The following is a 19,131-nucleotide window of genomic DNA, read 5'->3' as shown; positions in this document are numbered from 1 at the left end:
CAAAGTCATACCGGGTACAAAATTTAATTATTAACAAAAAGAAACGTTGTAACTTACTGGTTTTTTGTACCTTATGACTATCAATTTTTTATCTAAAAGAGTCTTTTTTTGGATTTTTTTTTGTCTCAATTAGACTTTTTTTAATGGAAATTGTTTTCGTTTTTAACATATTTGAACCCTAAAATATTTGAAAACCCTAGATTTTGCTGGGGTTTAAATATTTTTTCAGGTCTTGAAAATTAACAGTATATCATATTGTAATTTAAATACATTTGTAGCGTTTTAATAAGAAAGAATTATTGATGAAAACAAGCTTGAAACTTCTTTGGATTGTTTGCTTATGCGTTACAGGAGTATACGCACAGAACGATTTGCCCTTACAAGTGGATAATTCTACTATTAAACCCCTTCAATCACTATTTAGTTCACGGTTGCAAAGTAATTTGGAAAAGCAACTTATGGCTAATCCGCAATGGAAAAGATTGATTGAACAAAAGAAAATGGCTGTAGGCATTGTAGATCTCAATGACCCCAATAACGCAAAATTTGCAAGGGTCAATGGCAACTATATGATGTATGCTGCAAGTCTTCCCAAAATCGCCATTTTATTAACGGCCATGGACGCTATTGACAAAGGAGAGTTAAGGGAAACTGCTGAGGTTAAAAAAGACATGCGTTTGATGATCAGTAAATCTGATAATCAGGCTTCAACTAGGATGATCGATCGGGTTGGATATGAAAAGATAGAGGCCGTTATGACGGATCCTAAATATGAATTTTACGACAAACAACACGGGGGCGGACTTTGGGTTGGAAAGCGTTACGGTGGTGGAGGTGATACCAATAGGGAGCCGCTTAAAAATTTGAGTCATGCTGCTACGGTTACCCAAGTATGTCGCTATTATTACCTTTTGGCCAATGGTCAGTTGGTCAATGAAAAAAGGTCCAAACAAATGCTGAACATTATGGAAAATCCAGAATTGCACCATAAGTTTGTAAACACCTTGGATCAAATAGCTCCAACAGCTCGCTTATTCAGAAAATCGGGATCCTGGAGAACCTATCATTCAGACTCCATTTTGGTTTGGGGGAATGAGCCTAATAGACGATATATCCTTGTTGCACTGATAGACGATGCCGGTGGCGAGCAAATCATAAGAGATCTTGTAAAACCTGTTGAAAGGGCACTGCGAAATACATTGTTGTAGTCCATCACTGGTTCTTAAGACTAAATTTTACCCTAATCTTTATAGGAATGGTTTTTTTGTGGGGTAATTGGGCTTCGCGAAAGATTCATATTTTGTTTTTTCAACCTCTTTGGTAATGTACATTCTTTAGCTACCTTTATGTTTTATTGTAAAGGGAGTAACCCGTAATTTTTACAGAGGTAAATTCCACAACGTTGCCGTTAAAAGTAATAGAAGTCCAAGCTACATGTTGATTCTAAATACCTTGAAGGGTTATGTGTTAAAAGTATTTGATATAAAGGAGGAAGAGCTTTATAAAACACTTTTACTACAACTCAATATTTTTTTATTGATCAGTACTTTACTCATCGTAAAGCCAACTATCAATTCTTTATTTCTTTCCGAACTAACCTCAGATGCATTGCCCTTAGGTTATGTCTTAACCGCAATTATGGCAGTAATAGGTTCTTATTTCTACGATAGAATCTTAGAGAAATACGCATTGAACTTTGTCATCGAAAGAACGCTGATAGGTTCTGTTATATCCTTGGTAATTTTTGGGATCGCTTTTAATTTTAATCTTGGAAAGGGATTTTTACTGTATATCCCATATGTATGGGTTGCGATCTTCGGATTGTTGACCGCTTCCCAATTTTGGATTCTTGCGAACCTGGTGTATAATGTAAGAGAGGCAAAACGTGTTTTTGGCTTTATTGGTGCCGGTGCCATCGCCGGTGGAATCTTTGGAGGGTACCTTACTTCCTTATTGACCACATTTATCAGTTCCCAAAATTTATTGTTCTTTGCGGCTGTTCTATTGGTGTGCTGTTTACCTATTACAAGGTATATTTGGAAGAATGAGGTGGTTAAACTAAACGCATTTCAAGTTTCCCAGCGATCAGATCCCAAGGGAGAATCTCCCTTTAAACTGATTCGCCAAGACAGGTTGCTTACTTTGATAGCCATCGTTATCGGTATTAGCGTTCTTGTGGCGAAATTGGTAGATTATCAATATAGTGATTATGCATCCCGCCTTATTGATGACAAAGATGAACTGACCTCTTTTTTTGGCTTTTGGTTTTCCACCCTCAGTGTCATTTCTCTTTTGGTACAATTATTCTTGACACAACGGATCGTAGGAACTTTTGGGGTAGGAAAATCATTGCTTTGGTTGCCTTCAGGAATCCTTATAGGTTCTGCTATTCTCTTATTGATTCCACAACTATGGGTAATCGTTTTTATAAAAGTGGTAGATGGTAGTTTAAAACAGTCCGTGAACAAGGCTGCTACAGAACTATTGTCCATCCCTATTCCCATTGAAACCAAAAAGAAAACCAAGACGTTTACTGATGTAGTGGTGGATAGTATCGCCACAGGACTTGCAGGATTTATACTAATATTCTTCATCAACGGTTTGAATATTTCCTCCACCTATATCAGTTTGATCATCATTGTACTTATCTCGATTTGGCTCTATTTTATATACCATCTAAGAAGGGAATATATTGTTTCGTTTAAAAAATTATTGGAAACGTCCATCACAAAAAAAGAAAAGCACGACAGAAAGGAGATTCCTGTAACTTCCATTGTGGATACTGTAATCCGAGTTTTTTATTCAGGGGAAGAAGGTCAGATCCTTCATATGTTACAGAAAACTTTGGAGGTAAAAAATGAGAGGTTCTTTTTTGCAATTCAGGGATTGTTAACACATGAATCGGCTGCGGTCAGAGCATTGGCCATTGAAAACCTATACTTCCTTAAAACCCAAAATTTATCGTTCCAGATGGAATCCATGGTTCATGATAAAGACCAACAGGTTACCACAGCGGCCTTCAGATATCTTTTGAAAAATTATGATAATGATACTCTGGAACTTTTTAACAAATACCTGAACAGTCAGGATGCCACTATTGCAAATGCATCATTGATAGGGCTATCCATGGAGTTGCGCAACAACCCGAAGTTGCAGGATAGATTTAGCTTGGCCAATAGGATTGGACTGGCCCTGGAAAAGTATGAAACATTAACTTCCCAAAAGGAAAAGCGGAATAAATTGTTTGCCATCCTGGAAGCGATTGGGAATGCCAAAGTTGAACGTTATTACTATATCATTAAGGAACATCTTTACGCCACGGACACGGAACTACTAAATGCGGCTATTGTCAGTGCTTCAAAAACCTTGGATAAAGATTTCATTGAGCTTATCGTACCACATCTTTCAAAAAAAGAGTCCAGAAAAGTAGCCACAGATGCCCTTTATGATTTTGGGGAGCCCATTATGGATATCATGGTAAACACCATACGAAAAGAACATATAGATTTGGAGGATGCCATCTATATAGTTCCTGTCATTGAAAAATTCGCTTCCCAAAAGGCCATCAATACCTTAATTAAAATTACTGAAGATACAGAGCATGCCATTAAAATTGAGGCCATAGAGGCGCTTAAAAGATTAAAATGGAAATACCCCAATTTACAGATCAAAGACCGTTTTGTGGTGGATAAAATATTGGACGAATGCCATTTATATCAAACCACTTTATCCGTTATTCATTCACAAATAGTAATCCAATACAAGAAGAAAGACCAAAGTCCGGAGACGTTGGAGGAGAATGAGGCCAGAAATGGGCTGATCCATCTATTGGAGCAGCGTTTGGACAGACAGCTACAGCGTATTTTTAGGTTTTTGGGAATTAAATACCCCCCTAGTGATATAGATTCCATCTTAAATACCATTTTAAATGGAAAAGAGGAGCAACGTGTACATGCCGTTGAGTTTTTGGACAATATTTTGGACAAGCAATTGAAAAAAGATCTGATTCCAGTTGCAGAATCCACACTTATGGAGACAATTTCCGAGGAACAGATTAAAAAACTGAACCTTAAGGTGTATAGTGAATCAGAATGCTACCATGCACTTTTGGAAAGAAGAGATGTAAAATTAAAACAGGCCGTACTTTATCTTATTGAAAAGACAAAGGACAAAAAGTTTATCCCTTTAGTAGAAATGGCCCTTAATGATAAGAATGAAAAGATAAGAAATAAGGCTGCCGAAATATTGGGCAGCCTTGAAGTCTAAGTGCTATTTTTTTCGCACAATTTTATCTATACTGGATGCTAGCATCATATGGTCCGTAGCTGAATTTTTACGAAGCACATTGGTCATCAATACTACCATATACCTACAATTATCCGGATGTTCTATTATGGCAACGGAATTCATAAAGTTACTCACGTTCCCCATATATTTCCCGCAAGCCTCGCCCTTGGACCGGTCACATTTATATAAACTTCCCGATTTAAAGTAGACTGCGGCTTCCTTCAATACGGGGGATTGTGCATAGCGTATCCTGCGATCTGTCATATACATCAACCGTTTCATTTCCAAACTAGATGCTTTGTCTACCACGTTTCCTTGTTCCAATTGAACCAAAAATTTCATTAACCCGATTGGAGTCCCAATACTTCCCCCCTTGTCACCAACATAGGTATTGGCCCCTTTAGTGAAAAAGCTTCCCAAACGCCATTCATCACTAGTAATGCCCAAAGTTCGTAGCGGAAGGTTTACCACATCATTACCCAGATCTGTAAGTTCCTTTCTTGGGGTATTTTTAAAATAAGCATCTGCCTCTTCTTGGGTCAATGCGGGATAATCTTTTCCAAAGGCAGCCATCAACAACACCTCTCTCCATAAAATACTAGCGGCGCCATTATTACTGACCGACATCATATGGTCTGCCCATTCATATAAGGTAAATACATCACTGGCAATCACCTGTCTTTTTACTAATTTTTTAGTTTCAATATTGTATATAGGGATGGTATGTTCATCTGTTAGTCCCCAAACGCCAGCTTTAACCGATTTATCCCTCAAAAGAGCAGTTCTACTTTCCCAGGAATCTGGATAGATATTGGCCAGTTGGGTAAAGAGCCCGTTCAAGACAGCTATTTTACCTACGCTACCAGGTTGATAACCAGAGGTTTCATTTCGCTCTGCATACCTGATATTATCTGCATCCGAAATATCCAATACGGTAAGGGAATAACTCTTGTCCAGACCTCTGAAGAGACCACTGATCTCCTTTTGGAAATCGGCATCGGTCACCAACAAATCGCCAACACTGTCCTTGCTTCGTGATAGTAGGTTGAGCTCAATTTCAGAGTAGGATTTTAAGGCCCCTGGAGGTAAGGTGGCAGCATCCTTTATCTCTCCACTTTTAATAAGTTCCAATCTTTTCAATCGCTTGATACCCGTAAGGGCATACCCATCTATGGGGTAGTAGTTCATAGTGGTAAAGGCGGAACAGATGACTACTAAAACAACGTATTTAATATATTTTTTCATTTTAAATCTTATTTGAAAGTGCAATTTTTTTTGTGGTATCTATTTTAGGGGTGATAGACTCCAAGTATCCAGAACTCAAAGCTTTTTTGTTCTCTACAAAAGGTCTTATTTGAAATAGCCATAATTTATTGTTTTGAAAGCCCATTTCTACATCATACGCCCCTTTGTAATCGGAATTAGTGGCTTTGGGCAAGGTTTCCCTAATGGTTTTTGCCAATTCCCTTATCTCCTTAATATTTTGACGGTTGAGAATGGTGTTTTCAAAGGTCACCTGTTTTTTTCCTGTACCTCCAGTAATAGGAAGGGTATTGTGGTACGGTTCCCTTGCCGGGGCAAGCAACTCCTCCCCACCAGAGGCTTTAACCAGATAGGATTCTGCCGACTGTCCATCTACAGCACCACCGGCACCGCGGCTAAAGGCAATAGTCAGATCCTTATCGTTGCCAGAGCTTATTCCTTTGGTGATCATCACACCAGAATATTCTACATCCACACTTGGAATTACCAATATGGATGGGAATACGTTTTCTGGGTTTAATAAATATTTTTGCCTCCATTTAAAACTGCGTTCTGTATAGGGGGAAGCCCAAACATCTTTAATGCCCTGAAGTATTTTTTCACGGTCAACAACATTGAATAGGGTAAGGTTGAGGCCAGCCCCGGAAAAATCCTTTAGATCTTCCATGTTGGTGTCACTTCTAAGAAAGACAGGTATTTCTCCCATTTTTTTGCCCAAAATAAATTGGAAATCTTTATCGAGCTGTTCTACGAACTGAGGCTGCAGTTCCATCTTTTTTATGGCGTTCCTTAGTGTTTCGAGTTGGCGCAATTGATAATTTTCAACCTCTGCTTCCAGGATATTCTCTGACCTCATCCTATCTGCCTCCTTGAACATATTATTTAGGAACTTCCAGTAAGAAACGGTTTGTCCGTCCATTATTTGGTCCATATGAACCCTGAATATTCCAAAAGGAATGACCAAGCCCTCAACGACCTTATCGGGGAACATCTTCTTTAGTTGTCCTAAGTTGGCCGCTTTGGGACCACAAAGTTTGCCGGAGTCTGATGCATCAACACTTCTTAGATTTAATATATTGGTTTCATCCAAGCGAATTTGTTCAATGGGGACTGCAATTTTTTCTGCACTACGTTCTTTTTTGGAAAAAAGGGAACGCTCTTCTCCGGTCATTTCACGTTCCAATTTTAAAATGACATTTCCCTTATTGGAAACGGCATAGAATACTTTTTGTCCATCGAATTTTTTAAGACTCTGTAAATTTTGGTCTGATAAGGCGGCATTGGGGATTCCGAGGTTTCGAGCCAATAGCTGCACATGGGAAACCATATTCCCTTCCGATACAGTTGCTATCCCTGCTACAGGCTTTAAGTCTGAAGGGGGGCGTTGAAAGATGTAGATTTTGTCTGAAGACACTTCAATGTCATCTGAGGTACCATCAATGACCACAAGTTCGCCATAGGCATACCCAGGATTTAGTCCGCGCATTGCACTTTGGTTAGGAATATCCATGACCTTGTTGGAAAGGGATGATTCCTTCGCAATGAAGTCGCCAAGTTGTCCAACACTCTCCCCCAAATTTAGGGCAATGGACCCACGTATTCTGTCGTCTATAAAACCATATGCCTTTGGCTCAAAGGCAGTATATTCATTTACTATGTCTTCATAATTGGCCTTTACCATGGAGGCACTCCATTCCACTTCCCTTCTCGCAGTTTCCAGGAGGGAGTTTAGTTCGGCCAAAGTCATTGTAGGATTGTGATAGGCCTGAATGCCACTGTTGATCTGCTCCCATTCATTAAGTTCAATATATCCAGATCCGGCCGTGGCCATCCCCAGATAGCATATTTTTTCCAACAGGCCGTGTAGTTCTGCTGGCTGCCAGTTAGGAGAGGATTTAAATATCAATTCCTCTAGTTTTAAGGAGATATCCAATAATTGTAAACGGGCCAAAGGTCGCTTTTCGGCCAATATGCCTTCCCTAATTTGAAGGATTACCTCTGCAGTTGCCGGTACTAATTTAGAAACGTCAGTGGAATTGTAATTCTTGGAAACATAATCACTAATTATTTCACCCAAAGGGGTATTCTTTAAAAGCGTGGCTTTTTCCCAAAGCGATTTTATATCTATAGGTTGGTAGAATTTGGTCATTGTGGAAACCAATTCTTTGATTTTGGTATTTAGATCTGGAGTTAATTTAGAGGCATTTATGTTTTGAAAAGCTATTACCCTCTCGATATCCCCAAATTCAGGCTGCCCATGAATCTTGACCCTTAGGTCCATAAAAGGCTCATATAGATCTGAAATCACTTTAGACTGACTCCTCATTAACTGGGCCAGGTTGTCATCCCCCTTATGAGGGATAGCTTTTAAGGATTGCCTTACCAAATAAAAGTTTTGGGAAATTACTTCATCCTTGGCCAGGAGCCACTTGTAAAAATCTATTCCCCATGCTTCTTCATCTTCGGCCTGTACGGAGCCCCTATAGAACTGTCCCTTTCTTAAAATCCATCCGTCATCAACACTTCTTAGGTATTTTTCCAGTTGGTATTGCTTTAGACGGGAGTGGTTGTGCTCTGCATCCCAAAACTCCTTTTTGTCCGTGAAGGCCAAAATTTGCCCTAGGAAAATATGGTTGCTCTTGCCGAGATTTACGACTGCATCCTTATAACGGGCATGTTGTACGCCCGGACCAATTTCTTTAGGACAAGGGTCCTTTGGTTGGCGGATACTTCCATCGGTACAGAACCAGCGGATATCCTTATAAGGACCACGGATATCATTTTTATACAGTGCTACCTGCTCTGTGATCTGCTTGTCAGAAACTTTTTGGGCAACCGCTAGAGTACATATGAATACTGAGATTATAGTGCAGAAAAGAATTTTTTTCATGAAGTAAGATATATGTAATGATTTGATATTCAAATCTAATGCCAATTTTAGAATTTGGCATTTGTAAAGCTAATAATTTTCAATCAATTCGAGGAATTAATGGCTATTGCTCTCAAATCACAAATGAAGGATTAGTTGTTTTAATTTGAAATTTATCTATAGCACAACACTGTATAAATGGACAATTGTGGTAAAATGTTCAGAATAATAGCATATGCCTTAACATAACAGGTTGGGATCCATATTTTTTTAAGTTCAATTGCTACTTTTTAGTGGGGATTAGAAGGCTTATATCATTTATCTTTTAGGGTATAATAACTTTTGATAACTTTGGCGGTAAGTTTTTTGAGTAAAAACCTACTTTTGTAATGTAAAATATGTTGAAGATTTGATTATGTCAGAAAAAATAGAAAGAATAAAAACATTGATTATAGGCTCAGGACCAGCAGGATATACTGCAGCCATCTATGCTGCAAGGGCAGATTTAAAGCCTGTAGTGTATACAGGAATGGAACCTGGAGGACAATTGACCACAACCACCGAGGTAGATAACTTTCCAGGCTACCCCGAGGGGATAGATGGGCCAACCATGATGGTACAGTTGCAACAACAGGCAGAGCGTTTTGGAACCGAGGTACGAATTGGAATGGTAACAGCTGTTGAATTCAGTAATGAAGTTGGTGGAATACATAGGGCTACCGTTGATGATAACAAGGTTGTTGAAGCGGAGACCATCATTATTTCTACCGGGGCAACTGCAAAATATTTAAATATTCCCAGTGAACAGAGACTTAGAGGTGGGGGAGTTTCCGCCTGTGCGGTTTGCGATGGGTTCTTTTATAAAGGACAAGAAGTAGCTATTGTAGGTGCTGGAGATACGGCAGCGGAAGAAGCTTCTTATTTGGCAAATATCTGTAAAAAGGTAACCATGCTGGTCCGTAGGGATGAAATGAGGGCCTCAAAAGCCATGCAACATAGGGTCAATAGTTTATCCAACATTGAAATACGGTACAATACCGAGGTTGACGAAGTATTGGGAGAGCAGGTTGTGGAAGGATTACGAATAGTGAACAATCAAACAGGGGAGAAGGAAGAAATAGCCATCACCGGTTTGTTTATAGCCATCGGACACAAACCAAACACAGACATCTTTAAGGGCAAATTGGAAATGGACGAAACCGGGTATATTATTACCAAAGGGAAATCCACCAAAACCAGTATACCAGGAGTATTTGCCAGTGGAGATGTCCAGGATAAAGAATACAGACAGGCAGTAACTGCTGCGGGAACAGGATGTATGGCAGCCTTGGACGCAGAGCGTTATTTGGCTACCATTGAAACTGTAAAGGAAGTAGTATAATCAAATCATATTTGATTATAAACCATAAAAAAAACAGCTGTATATACAGCTGTTTTTTTTGTTTAGTACGTATAGATTGTTAATCTATACGCTTATAATTTTCTGAGAAAACTCTATTTCCCATTTCATCAATTTGAATTTGACTATAGGTTTCATCCTCCAATATTAATTCAAAAGTAAACTGCCTAATGGTATCCAATGCCTGCATCATTTCCCAATCGCCATATTCTATTTGTTCAATAAGTCTGTCTGGGGTTATTTTATAGGTCCCATATCCAAATCTTCCCTTTTTTTCTGCAGGAGAGGTTCTAGACCACATTATTTTACCGTTATAATACATTTTCACTTGTCGATACCCTTTGGTAGTGGGTGTGGTATCTATTACATTCTGCCCATCGTACTGATAAAAATTTTGGAGTTCCCAAGTACCTTCTATAGTATGCATACTACTTTTATCCTCAGTGGTGTATTTTGTGGCAGAAACCATGATGAGCATTATAAATATAATTCCTAAAATTTTCTTCATCGCAGTAAGATTTTGTGATAGTTAGTAAATATTCAGTAAAAAGTTACAATATATTTTATAAAATACATAATAATTCAAAGTTTATATTTAATGCCTAAATAACAATGATTAAGATCATATTTGATCAGAGTAATACTTTTTGATCAAGTGTATTAATTTTGAGAGATCTTTTTTCTTGTGGGAAGAACTGAGCACAATTCTGCTCATTGTAGAAGAATCTTCATTGGGATAAGGAAAGTTGGTAACTATAATCTTGTTTTTCTCTAAATAGTCCGTGAATTTCTTATTCTCAAAGGTAATGGCAGGGTGTCCGTCCATGATACTAAAATTATGGTTTTCGGGAAGTTGTTTTCTAAACTGCAGCATTCGCTTGTTCAATATTTTTCTTTTTTTGGCCAAAATTTCCCCTGAATCCAATATTGTTGCCAGATTAGCCGGGGTTGCCGGACTAGCTCCACCATAGAAAGCGGTTTCTGTCATAGATTGGATTCTTTTTCTTGTTCCAAAAACTGCTCCCGCCTGTAACCCATAACCTTTACCCAGGGAACAACAAACAACTATTTCCTTTGCTTCTAAAGCCAATAGCTTTTTAAAAACACCACCCCCATTATCACCGACAACCCCAATCCCATGGGAATCATCGGCAACTACGATGATCTTATCCAAAGGCAGCTTTCTGAGGCCATTAAAATGTGGGTAGCTATTGCCCGTAAAATCAATGGAATCCAAAAAGACCACAGGGGTGACGGCACTTGTTTGTCTTAAATAAACATCCAACTCCCTTTTTAAATCTTCGTAGGTGCTGTTGTTTTCATTTTCGGATAGTTGGAGAGCTGGGTGGGAGTTTGGAGCGTAAAACGTTTTATAGGCGTTTAAATTAAAATATTGTCTAACAAATTGTCCGGCAAGATAGCCCGAAGAGAGCGTGCTGCACGCTTCACTGCCAACCAGTTTAGCCAAATACTTCTCTGCCTTCTCATAGACGGACAATCGGATGTTGGAGATTCTGGAGGCCCCATAATTTGTACCGTATTTTCTTATGTTATCTATAAGAATACGTTGGAATTTTTTATCCGTTTGAAGCCCTAAATAGGAGGTTCCCCCAAAATACAGGTAGTTCTGGTCACCTATCTTAATTTTTCTTCCTGGGAATTCATCGATGTAATGGATCATGCTTTTAGGGTTATACCACTTCCACCCAAGGTGGGGAAAATAAGTTTTCCATGCTCCAATATTTTAATGCCATCTGCTATATCCTCTTTCAATAGTAATGCCCCATCCATATCCACATAATCCAATTGAGGTAAGAGTTGGGCAATTGCGGAGATACCTACAGTAGATTCGGTCATACATCCCACCATTACCTTCAGTCCCATCTCCTTGCCCTTACTTATCATCCTCAGGGCAGGGGTGAGGCCACCACATTTGGTAAGTTTTATATTGATACCATTATAATGTAACCCACACTTTTCCACATCGGATTCTACAATACAACTTTCATCGGCAATGGTAGGCAGTACACTGTGGTGGGATACCAATTCCATGCCGTTCCAATCATCGGCCTTTAATGGTTGTTCCAAAAATTCCACACCCAATTCTTTAAGTAGAGGGGCATTGTGAATGGTCTCTTCAGCCGTCCATGCACAATTGGCATCTACCCGAAATATGGCATCGGTATGTTTTCTTAATTCCCGTATAATTGCAACGTCATGATCCGTTCCCAGTTTTATCTTATAGATGGGCCATGGAAATTCTTTAATTTTTTCAACCATTTTCTCCAACGTATCCAACCCGATCGTGTAATTGGTAATGGGGTAGGAGGAGATATCGGTTCCCCAAATGCTGTAGAGTGGTTTTTCCAGTAGTTTACCGTACAGGTCATGGGCAGCTAGGTCCAAGGCACATAAGGCGAAATTGCTTAATTTTTTTGTGGTCAAAAAAGCATGGAATTTTTCAGGAGTAGTAAAATCAAAAGATTCAATTTCCTTTTTTATGGCCTCAATTTCCTGTTCCATACTCTCCAAGGTAATCTTATAATATGGATTGGATGTTGCCTCCCCATAACCAGTTTTTCCTTGGTGGGACAAACAGGCAATCAAGGTATCTTGAAAATTGTGTGACTCCCTAGAAATACTGAAGGTGTGTTTTAGGGGTAATACATATTTTTTTAAGCTAAGATTCATCTGCAAATCGTTTCCACTAAGATATGTATTAGCAGGGGACAAAAAAATCAAAACCCACTGAAATTTCAGTGGGCTGATCATGTTCTATTTGGATACTTTTTTAGTATTTATGGACACTTCCAGAAGAGGATTTGCTTTTTTGTACGGTAGCCTGACCTGTATATGTAATATCTGCACCACTACTGGCATCCGCTGTTAATGATTCCGATACATTCAATGAAATATCTGCACCACTACTGGCATCGGCATTACAGATTTTAGCCATAAGATTCTTGGCCTTGATATCTGCGCCACTACTTGCATCTGCAAAAAACATATTTGCGTTACCAGCTATTTGGATGTCGGCACCACTACTGGCATCTGCATTAACCTCATTGGCCATAAGTGAAACCTCCAAGTCGGCTCCACTACTGGCATCCAAGTATATTTTTTCAGCTTCAATGGTATTGATCGTTGTTAAATCAGCACCACTGGAGCTAGACAAACCGGTAATCCTAGGTAAGGAAACATGTATTTTTTTTGTTGCCCTCCCAATATTCTCGATGGCATGAATGGTAAGCTTTCCATTTTTTATATCTGTACCGATTAGGTCGATTATATTTTCATCGGCTTCCACAACTATTTTAAATACATTGGATTGGGTTACAAATACATCCAAACCTTCCGAGGCAGAAACCTCTGTAAATTCTTCTGAAACATTCCTATTGTCCTCGGCAACTATACCATTGCCTTTTTTACCTTCCCCAAAATTCATATCGAAGGCACATGATGAGACAAAGAGTGCTAAAATAAGTGCGATTGTAATTCTTGCTAGTGTAGTCATGATTGTTGTTTTTTAGTTGATTAAAGGTCTATTTTTTGATTGATTTTAAACATTCATTATCACTGAACTGTTGTATTAGGGTGATGAGCCGTTTTTGGTTAATTATCGTCGGATTTTATTTGTACTCCCTGTTCATTGATCTTGACCTTGATATTGTCATTTTCATCTTTAATGTCTATATCCACGCCATTCTCATTAATAATAATGTGCCCATTTTTGTTTCTGTTCATTTCACCCACCATATTTTCCGGACAATCCAAACATTGCATTACACCATTACTGTTCATTTTCCAGTTGTAGTTGTGCATATCTCTACGGTTTACATCCCTGTCGTTTTCCGTACTCCATCCCATATGATATTCCGTAGATTTATTTAGGGAAACAATGGTGTTCACAGGTAAGAATATGGTGATATAAGCTTCTTGATCCCTTACTTTGTTTTCCACAGAGGTTGTCAGGAAATTATCGAGCATCAAGTTATTTCCGCTTATGGTATAGCTATAATTTATCTTATCGGCCCTTTGCCTGGCATTTTCGTAAGAGCTGCCGTCAGCATCTTTTCTCACTCTTATATGTACCAAGGAGTCTTCCGATTTTTTAATATCGAATCGGATATCTTCAGTATATAAAAGACGATCACCTTTTTCATTGTAAGCGACAGACATTCCGCCGAAGCCACCATTTTCTACTTGGTCATATAAATCTGAGGCCTTCATGGAGATCATCAGCGTATCCAGCCCTGTTTCAAAATATAACTGTTCCTTTGTAGTAGTACTTCCAGTATAGGCATGGGATGAAGCTTGTTGAATACCAAGTACGGTTAAACCAATTACCGATAACAACCACAACCCTAAAAGTGAAAATTTAACTATGTTGCCAATGGACTTTAAGTTGGTGACCAATATTTTTAACCCTAAATATAAAAGGAAGAAAAACGGAATCCCGAAGGCAAAAAGGCCCAAGATAGACACAAGCCATACCGGAGTATCGGTAGAATTTACCATATCGTAAAAATCCAATCCAGGAATGTGGAACATATCCAAAATACCTACGGTAAACATGCCTATGAAAATTCCGATCAAGGAGGTAGCTCCAATAAGGATGAGTAAAACACCTATGAACTTACCTATAATCTTAAAGAAAAACATGATAATATCTCCTAGGGCATCGGCAAAAGATTTGCTGCTACTTTTTACCTTATCGCCCATTTTTTCATAATCCACATTTTTTACCTTGGAGGCAACATCATCAAAACCCTCTTTCACCTTGCGCTCAATGTTGCTAATATTCACAGGCTCTCCCCTCATGTCCAATTTTTGTGACGTGGTAGTTGCTTCAGGTACTAAAATCCATAACAAGATGTAGGCTATAAACCCAAATCCCGTGAAAACTGCAAAAAGGATAAAGATTATTCTGATCCACAGGGCATCGATTCCGGTATAATACTCCAGCCCCGAACATACCCCACCGATAAATTTGGAATCTGTATCGCGATATAATTTTTTAACTTTAGCGGTCTTACTGGCACTGCCAGAGGGAGCATCTTCAAAAATATCCTCGTCTACCATATAATCTTCAGGCTGACCCATAATATTGATGACCTCGTCCACTTCTTTTAAAGTAATTACCTGTCTCTCGTTTTCCATTTTCTCCTGGAACAACTCGGCTATCCTAGCTTCTATATCTCTAAGAATTTCGTCATTTCCGGAAGTGTTTGCAAAAGATCGCTTTATTGCTTCTAGGTAACGACTCATTTTTTGGTATGCTTCCTCATCTATGTGAAAAAGAATATTTGCGAGATTTATGTTGACTGTCTTGTTCATTGTTAGCTATTTTTTGTGTTGGTTACGAGATTTGTTGCTTTTCTAAGTTCGTCCCAGGTAGTGTCCAATTCTTTTAGGAACATTTTACCTGTTTCTGTCAAGGTGTAGTATTTACGTGGGGGTCCAGAGGTGCTTTCTTCCCAACGGTAGTTAAGCAATCCTGCATTCTTTAATCGTGTAAGTAAAGGGTAAATGGTACCCTCTACCACCAGCATCTTAGCATCTTTTAAGGTCTCCAGGATTTCAGAAGCATATTTGTCCTCTCCATTCAGGATGGATAATATGCAGTACTCCAAGACCCCTTTGCGCATTTGTGCTTTTGTGTTTTCTATATTCATAGCTTCATGGTTCTATTTAATTGACTGTTCGTTTTTTTGCTGTACCTGTTTTTGAATTGTGGGGAGTGATGAGTTCCCATTGTAAGGAGCACAGCCCTTTTTTTGTTTGATTGATGAATAAACTCACATGCTTTTATTTTATAAAATTAATACTGATTGGATATTTAAATGTCTGACCCTCATTGGTTCGGATTGTCCCCAAGATGCTATATACGATATTGATGACAACTAGGGCGCCTTGCGCAAGTGCAGCTATTCCGAAGGGAAAAAATCTATTTCCAAAATTGAAATTTGATCCGTCCAGGTTCCAATGAAAGCCATCAAATGAATTAAAAATCATATTGTCTATTTCAAATATGTTTGGAAATGCTCCAAACAAGAAGGGGACGGATAGCACTCCAAGCACCAGGGCATAAAGGAGAATGCTAATCTGAAAGTTCAAAACTTGTTTTCCATTAAAGTCCACAAATTTGTAATCCTTTTTGTTGATGGTCCAAAGAATCAATGGGAGTATGATATTTCCGAAAGGGATAAAATACCTGGAAAAAACAGATGCATGTATAAATGCAGATAAATTTCTTTCGTGTTTTGTCAGAGTGTCTGTCATGGCCTATTAGTTTCTTATACAAATATATATCTTTTAAAAGGTATTATGCAAAACATAGTACTAAAATTTAACATTTTGTTAACAATTTGATTTAGGGATTGGTTTCATTATTATAGTTGCAATCCCAATCATTATGGGCGTTTTTGTAGCATAGGATTTCAATTTTATATATTTTTAAATAAAATAAAATCATATGGCCATTACCCCTAAAAAGTTCAACACTTTTACTTTTTTTAAACTCCCTGCCGCTTGGTGGAGTGGAGTTAGATTACGTTATATAGACAAAGAAAGGGCCGTGTCATCGGTAACCCATAAATGGTTCAATCAGAACCCGTTCAATTCTATGTTCTGGGCCGTTCAAGGGATGGCTGCAGAACTGAGTACAGGCGCAATGGTCAGTGATCAGATAGAGGAAAGTGGAAGGAAAATTTCCATGTTGGTGGCCAATAACAATGCTAACTTTTCTAAAAAGGCAACTGGTAAGATCACCTTTACCTGCAAGGACGGAGCCTTAATAAAGAAGGCCCTTGACCAAACTATAGCTACAGGGGAAGGCCAGACTTTTTGGATGAAATCGGAAGGTGTTAATGAAGATGGGGTGTTGGTTTCCACTTTTAATTTTGAATGGTCGGTTAGGTTGAAAAAATAAAAGACCCCATTCTTTAATTACATATGGGATGTAACATTATAGTTTTTTTACAACCTATAGCCTTTAATAGAAATGTATTAGAAAATGAATGCACAGAAATAGACTATGATGGTGCATGTGTCATATGTTACAACAAAAAAAGGCTAGTACTTAAATAGTACTAGCCTTTATAGATTCTATAGATCTTATTATATCTTAATCTCCTTCACTCAAGGAAAAGCTACCATCACCTGTAAAGTTTGTTACCGTAATTGTAACTGTCCAAATTCCAGAGACTCCTGCCGAAGTTACCCCGCTAAAACTATCTGGTTCAGATCCACCCTGAATTGATCGATTCAATACTTCTGTTCCCTCTGAATCTTTAACAATCATTTGGAAACTACCGTCGGAAGTTGCGGTAATATCTGCATTGTAATCAGCAGTAGTGAGATTATTGTTCCAGCTAAATATTCTACTGGCCGTACCACCATTTCCTGTGAAACTTGCATCAATATCACCATTGAAATCGGAACGATCACCTACGGTAAAATCAGAAGGACTTGATTGAACTTCTGTTCCATTAACTGTAACACGTGAAAAAGTATCATCATCTTCTTTACTACAGCTAGAAAATGCAACCATTGCAAAAACAATCGTGAAAAGCTTTGTAAATCTTCCTAAATGTAGAAAGCTAGGATTGAATAAATTCATAATTTAAAATTTAGGTTTATATTTTACTTAAACAACTACAACGTCTAAAACCCTACTTTATTATTATTATTATTATCGGTAATTTCTGTAACAATTTCAAATGTAAAAGTACTAATAGGGAAAGTTAAATTAATTATATAGTATATCTTATGAGTAGCGTAAATCACGAAATAGACTACGAGATTTTTGGCGAAGAAATGCAATATGTGGAAATAGAATTGGATCCACAGGAAGCAGTGGTAGCAGAAGCCGGAAGCTTTATGATGATGGATACCGATATTAAAATGGATACCATTTTTGGAGATGGTTCCAATCAGGATAACGGCGTCTTAGGGAAGCTTTTTTCTGCTGGAAAGAGATTATTGACAGGGGAAAGTTTGTTTATGACGGCCTTCCTAAATAGTGGATATGGCAAGAAAAAGGTAAGCTTTGCATCGCCTTATCCCGGCAAGATCATTCCGATTGATCTCACGGAATTTGGAGGTCGCTTTATTTGCCAGAAGGATGCTTTTTTATGCGCCGCGAAGGGAGTAACTATTGGAATTGAATTTTCCAAGCGACTTGGAAGGGGCCTATTTGGTGGCGAAGGTTTTATTATGCAGAAATTGGAAGGTGACGGCCTGGCATTTGTCCACGCCGGAGGTACCACAGCAAAAAAAGTATTGGCGGTAGGGGAAGTTTTGAAAGTAGATACAGGATGCATCATAGGATTTTCAAAAGATATTGATTACGATATTGAATTCATCGGTGGGATCAAAAACACTGTTTTTGGTGGGGAAGGCTTGTTCTATGCTTCTTTAAAAGGCCCTGGAACCGTATTTATCCAATCCTTGCCTTTTAGCAGGTTGGCCAGTAGAGTTTGGGCGGCAGCACCAAAGGGTGGAGGTAAAGATAGAGGTGAAGGTAGTATCCTTGGAGGCCTAGGGGATATCTTGGATGGTGACAATAGATTTTGATCAGACCAATCACTGCTTCATATAACAAATAATTCAATGAGAATAATTCCATACAACAAGAATACTTTTTATGGATTTTAAAGAGCTGTTTGCTTTTCTGCGTGATTTAGAAAGGAACAATTCCAAAGAATGGATGGATGCCAATAGAAAGCGTTACTATAAGGTCAGAGATGGCTATATCTCTTGGTTGGATGATCTGAACAGTACCTTGGAGGCCATTGATAAGGAGTATTATTCCACGCCCGGCAAGAAAGGAATAAACCGCATCAATAATAATCTTATGTTCCATCCAAATAAACCGGTGTACAAAGATCATTTTGGTGCGGGATTGGACAAAGCGCCCAATACTGCCGATTTTTACATACAGATAGGCATTCATGAATCTATGTTGGCCGGAGGTTTTTGGCGACCAGATTCAAAAACGTTACAAAGTATCAGAGATGGTATTGATTATGACGGGGAAGATTTTAAAAAGATCCTTCACAAAAAATCTTTTCAGGATACTTTTGGGGGATTGGTAGAGGATCAGAAATTAAAAACGGCTCCCAAAGGCTTTAGTAAGGATCATCCTCATTTGGATCTGCTCAAAAACAAAACCTTCGCAGTGATGCATCCCATAAAAGAGAAGGAGATTTTACAGGATAATTTTAAAGAAAAGATTGTGGCGGTCTATAAAGAAATGTTGCCCTTTAGACGTTATTTGAACAAAACAGTAACTGTCTAGAAAAAGAGGAGC

At 38.5% G+C, this 19,131-nt stretch carries 16 protein-coding genes; 6 read left to right on the top strand and 10 right to left on the bottom strand.

Translation table 11 applies throughout. From position 1 onward, the window contains the following. Nucleotides 1–302: 302 nt before the first annotated feature. Together ABXZ32_RS00730 and ABXZ32_RS00725 are read left to right on the top strand one after the other, a co-directional pair. On the top strand, nt 303–1,208 hold the full coding sequence (locus ABXZ32_RS00730) for a serine hydrolase (protein WP_408016430.1): 906 nt from the start codon (nt 303–305) through the stop codon (nt 1,206–1,208). A gap of 226 nt (nt 1,209–1,434) precedes the next feature. After that, nucleotides 1,435–4,266 carry an Npt1/Npt2 family nucleotide transporter gene (locus ABXZ32_RS00725; protein ID WP_354616777.1) on the top strand — a complete coding sequence of 944 codons (2,832 nt, stop codon included), beginning with the start codon at nt 1,435–1,437 and terminating at the stop codon, nt 4,264–4,266. Nucleotides 4,267–4,269: 3 nt separating this feature from the next. Here ABXZ32_RS00725 and ABXZ32_RS00720 read toward each other — a convergent pair whose 3' ends face one another. Further along, nucleotides 4,270–5,532: a serine hydrolase gene (locus ABXZ32_RS00720; protein WP_354616776.1), complete on the bottom strand. Its 1,263-nt coding sequence runs from the start codon at nt 5,530–5,532 to the stop codon at nt 4,270–4,272. A gap of 1 nt (nt 5,533) precedes the next feature. Continuing rightward, nucleotides 5,534–8,440, bottom strand: coding sequence for a PEP/pyruvate-binding domain-containing protein (locus ABXZ32_RS00715; RefSeq protein WP_354616775.1), 2,907 nt, complete (start codon nt 8,438–8,440; stop codon nt 5,534–5,536). A gap of 394 nt (nt 8,441–8,834) precedes the next feature. Between ABXZ32_RS00715 and trxB the strand changes: the two genes are divergently transcribed. Continuing rightward, nucleotides 8,835–9,800 carry a thioredoxin-disulfide reductase gene (gene trxB, locus ABXZ32_RS00710; protein WP_354616774.1) on the top strand — a complete coding sequence of 322 codons (966 nt, stop codon included), beginning with the start codon at nt 8,835–8,837 and terminating at the stop codon, nt 9,798–9,800. 79 nt (nt 9,801–9,879) lie between these two features. On the opposite strand, the gene ABXZ32_RS00705 is transcribed toward trxB, so the two are convergent. The 7 genes from ABXZ32_RS00705 to ABXZ32_RS00675 all read right to left on the bottom strand — a co-directional run bounded on the left by ABXZ32_RS00705 (nt 9,880) and on the right by ABXZ32_RS00675 (nt 16,100). Continuing rightward, entirely contained in the window at nt 9,880–10,326 is a 447-nt protein-coding gene (locus ABXZ32_RS00705; RefSeq protein WP_354616773.1) for a hypothetical protein, read from the bottom strand. A gap of 114 nt (nt 10,327–10,440) precedes the next feature. Continuing rightward, nucleotides 10,441–11,499, bottom strand: coding sequence for an aminotransferase class I/II-fold pyridoxal phosphate-dependent enzyme (locus tag ABXZ32_RS00700; RefSeq protein ID WP_354616772.1), 1,059 nt, complete (start codon nt 11,497–11,499; stop codon nt 10,441–10,443). Then, the gene (locus ABXZ32_RS00695) at nt 11,496–12,509 is read right to left on the bottom strand and encodes a dipeptide epimerase (protein WP_354616771.1); all 1,014 of its coding nucleotides are present in this window, start codon (nt 12,507–12,509) and stop codon (nt 11,496–11,498) included. The genes ABXZ32_RS00700 and ABXZ32_RS00695 overlap by 4 nt, the downstream gene beginning before the upstream one ends. A 100-nt stretch (nt 12,510–12,609) precedes the next feature. Continuing rightward, the gene (locus ABXZ32_RS00690; RefSeq protein ID WP_354616770.1) at nt 12,610–13,332 is read right to left on the bottom strand and encodes a head GIN domain-containing protein; all 723 of its coding nucleotides are present in this window, start codon (nt 13,330–13,332) and stop codon (nt 12,610–12,612) included. A gap of 98 nt (nt 13,333–13,430) precedes the next feature. Continuing rightward, nucleotides 13,431–15,155 carry a PspC domain-containing protein gene (locus tag ABXZ32_RS00685; RefSeq protein WP_354616769.1) on the bottom strand — a complete coding sequence of 575 codons (1,725 nt, stop codon included), beginning with the start codon at nt 15,153–15,155 and terminating at the stop codon, nt 13,431–13,433. Between the two features lie 2 nt (nt 15,156–15,157). Beyond that, a complete protein-coding gene (locus ABXZ32_RS00680) occupies nt 15,158–15,493 on the bottom strand; it encodes a PadR family transcriptional regulator (RefSeq protein ID WP_062054863.1) in 336 nt (111 codons plus the stop codon). Nucleotides 15,494–15,626: 133 nt separating this feature from the next. Continuing rightward, nucleotides 15,627–16,100 carry a DUF4870 domain-containing protein gene (locus tag ABXZ32_RS00675; protein ID WP_354616768.1) on the bottom strand — a complete coding sequence of 158 codons (474 nt, stop codon included), beginning with the start codon at nt 16,098–16,100 and terminating at the stop codon, nt 15,627–15,629. A gap of 193 nt (nt 16,101–16,293) precedes the next feature. Between ABXZ32_RS00675 and ABXZ32_RS00670 the strand changes: the two genes are divergently transcribed. After that, on the top strand, nt 16,294–16,749 hold the full coding sequence (locus tag ABXZ32_RS00670; protein ID WP_354616767.1) for a DUF4442 domain-containing protein: 456 nt from the start codon (nt 16,294–16,296) through the stop codon (nt 16,747–16,749). A 195-nt stretch (nt 16,750–16,944) separates the two neighbouring features. Here ABXZ32_RS00670 and ABXZ32_RS00665 read toward each other — a convergent pair whose 3' ends face one another. Next, the gene (locus ABXZ32_RS00665; RefSeq protein ID WP_354616766.1) at nt 16,945–17,370 is read right to left on the bottom strand and encodes a hypothetical protein; all 426 of its coding nucleotides are present in this window, start codon (nt 17,368–17,370) and stop codon (nt 16,945–16,947) included. Nucleotides 17,371–17,588: 218 nt separating this feature from the next. Here ABXZ32_RS00665 and ABXZ32_RS00660 point away from each other — a divergent pair, with 218 nt between their 5' ends. After that, nucleotides 17,589–18,395, top strand: coding sequence for a TIGR00266 family protein (locus ABXZ32_RS00660; protein WP_354616765.1), 807 nt, complete (start codon nt 17,589–17,591; stop codon nt 18,393–18,395). 70 nt (nt 18,396–18,465) lie between these two features. Further along, nucleotides 18,466–19,119, top strand: a complete 654-nt coding sequence (locus ABXZ32_RS00655; RefSeq protein ID WP_354616764.1) for a DUF2461 domain-containing protein — start codon at nt 18,466–18,468, stop codon at nt 19,117–19,119. The last annotated feature ends 12 nt before the right edge of the window (nt 19,120–19,131 follow it).

Origin of the sequence: Sediminicola luteus, from assembly GCF_040566555.1 — a bacterium.
GTDB lineage: Bacteria > Bacteroidota > Bacteroidia > Flavobacteriales > Flavobacteriaceae > Sediminicola.
The sequence above is the reverse complement of the archived record's forward strand: the minus strand, read 5'-3'. Positions and strand labels throughout refer to the sequence as shown.

What these genes read in the sequence shown, in the direction of transcription:
- ABXZ32_RS00730 (WP_408016430.1), top strand. Translation starts at nt 303, where the DNA reads ATGAAAACAAGCTTGAAACTTCTTTGGATTGTTTGCTTATGCGTTACA.
- ABXZ32_RS00725 (WP_354616777.1), top strand. Translation starts at nt 1,435, where the DNA reads ATGTTGATTCTAAATACCTTGAAGGGTTATGTGTTAAAAGTATTTGAT.
- ABXZ32_RS00720 (WP_354616776.1), bottom strand. Translation starts at nt 5,532, where the DNA reads ATGAAAAAATATATTAAATACGTTGTTTTAGTAGTCATCTGTTCCGCC.
- ABXZ32_RS00715 (WP_354616775.1), bottom strand. Translation starts at nt 8,440, where the DNA reads ATGAAAAAAATTCTTTTCTGCACTATAATCTCAGTATTCATATGTACT.
- trxB (WP_354616774.1), top strand. Translation starts at nt 8,835, where the DNA reads ATGTCAGAAAAAATAGAAAGAATAAAAACATTGATTATAGGCTCAGGA.
- ABXZ32_RS00705 (WP_354616773.1), bottom strand. Translation starts at nt 10,326, where the DNA reads ATGAAGAAAATTTTAGGAATTATATTTATAATGCTCATCATGGTTTCT.
- ABXZ32_RS00700 (WP_354616772.1), bottom strand. Translation starts at nt 11,499, where the DNA reads ATGATCCATTACATCGATGAATTCCCAGGAAGAAAAATTAAGATAGGT.
- ABXZ32_RS00695 (WP_354616771.1), bottom strand. Translation starts at nt 12,509, where the DNA reads ATGAATCTTAGCTTAAAAAAATATGTATTACCCCTAAAACACACCTTC.
- ABXZ32_RS00690 (WP_354616770.1), bottom strand. Translation starts at nt 13,332, where the DNA reads ATGACTACACTAGCAAGAATTACAATCGCACTTATTTTAGCACTCTTT.
- ABXZ32_RS00685 (WP_354616769.1), bottom strand. Translation starts at nt 15,155, where the DNA reads ATGAACAAGACAGTCAACATAAATCTCGCAAATATTCTTTTTCACATA.
- ABXZ32_RS00680 (WP_062054863.1), bottom strand. Translation starts at nt 15,493, where the DNA reads ATGAATATAGAAAACACAAAAGCACAAATGCGCAAAGGGGTCTTGGAG.
- ABXZ32_RS00675 (WP_354616768.1), bottom strand. Translation starts at nt 16,100, where the DNA reads ATGACAGACACTCTGACAAAACACGAAAGAAATTTATCTGCATTTATA.
- ABXZ32_RS00670 (WP_354616767.1), top strand. Translation starts at nt 16,294, where the DNA reads ATGGCCATTACCCCTAAAAAGTTCAACACTTTTACTTTTTTTAAACTC.
- ABXZ32_RS00665 (WP_354616766.1), bottom strand. Translation starts at nt 17,370, where the DNA reads ATGGTTGCATTTTCTAGCTGTAGTAAAGAAGATGATGATACTTTTTCA.
- ABXZ32_RS00660 (WP_354616765.1), top strand. Translation starts at nt 17,589, where the DNA reads ATGAGTAGCGTAAATCACGAAATAGACTACGAGATTTTTGGCGAAGAA.
- ABXZ32_RS00655 (WP_354616764.1), top strand. Translation starts at nt 18,466, where the DNA reads ATGGATTTTAAAGAGCTGTTTGCTTTTCTGCGTGATTTAGAAAGGAAC.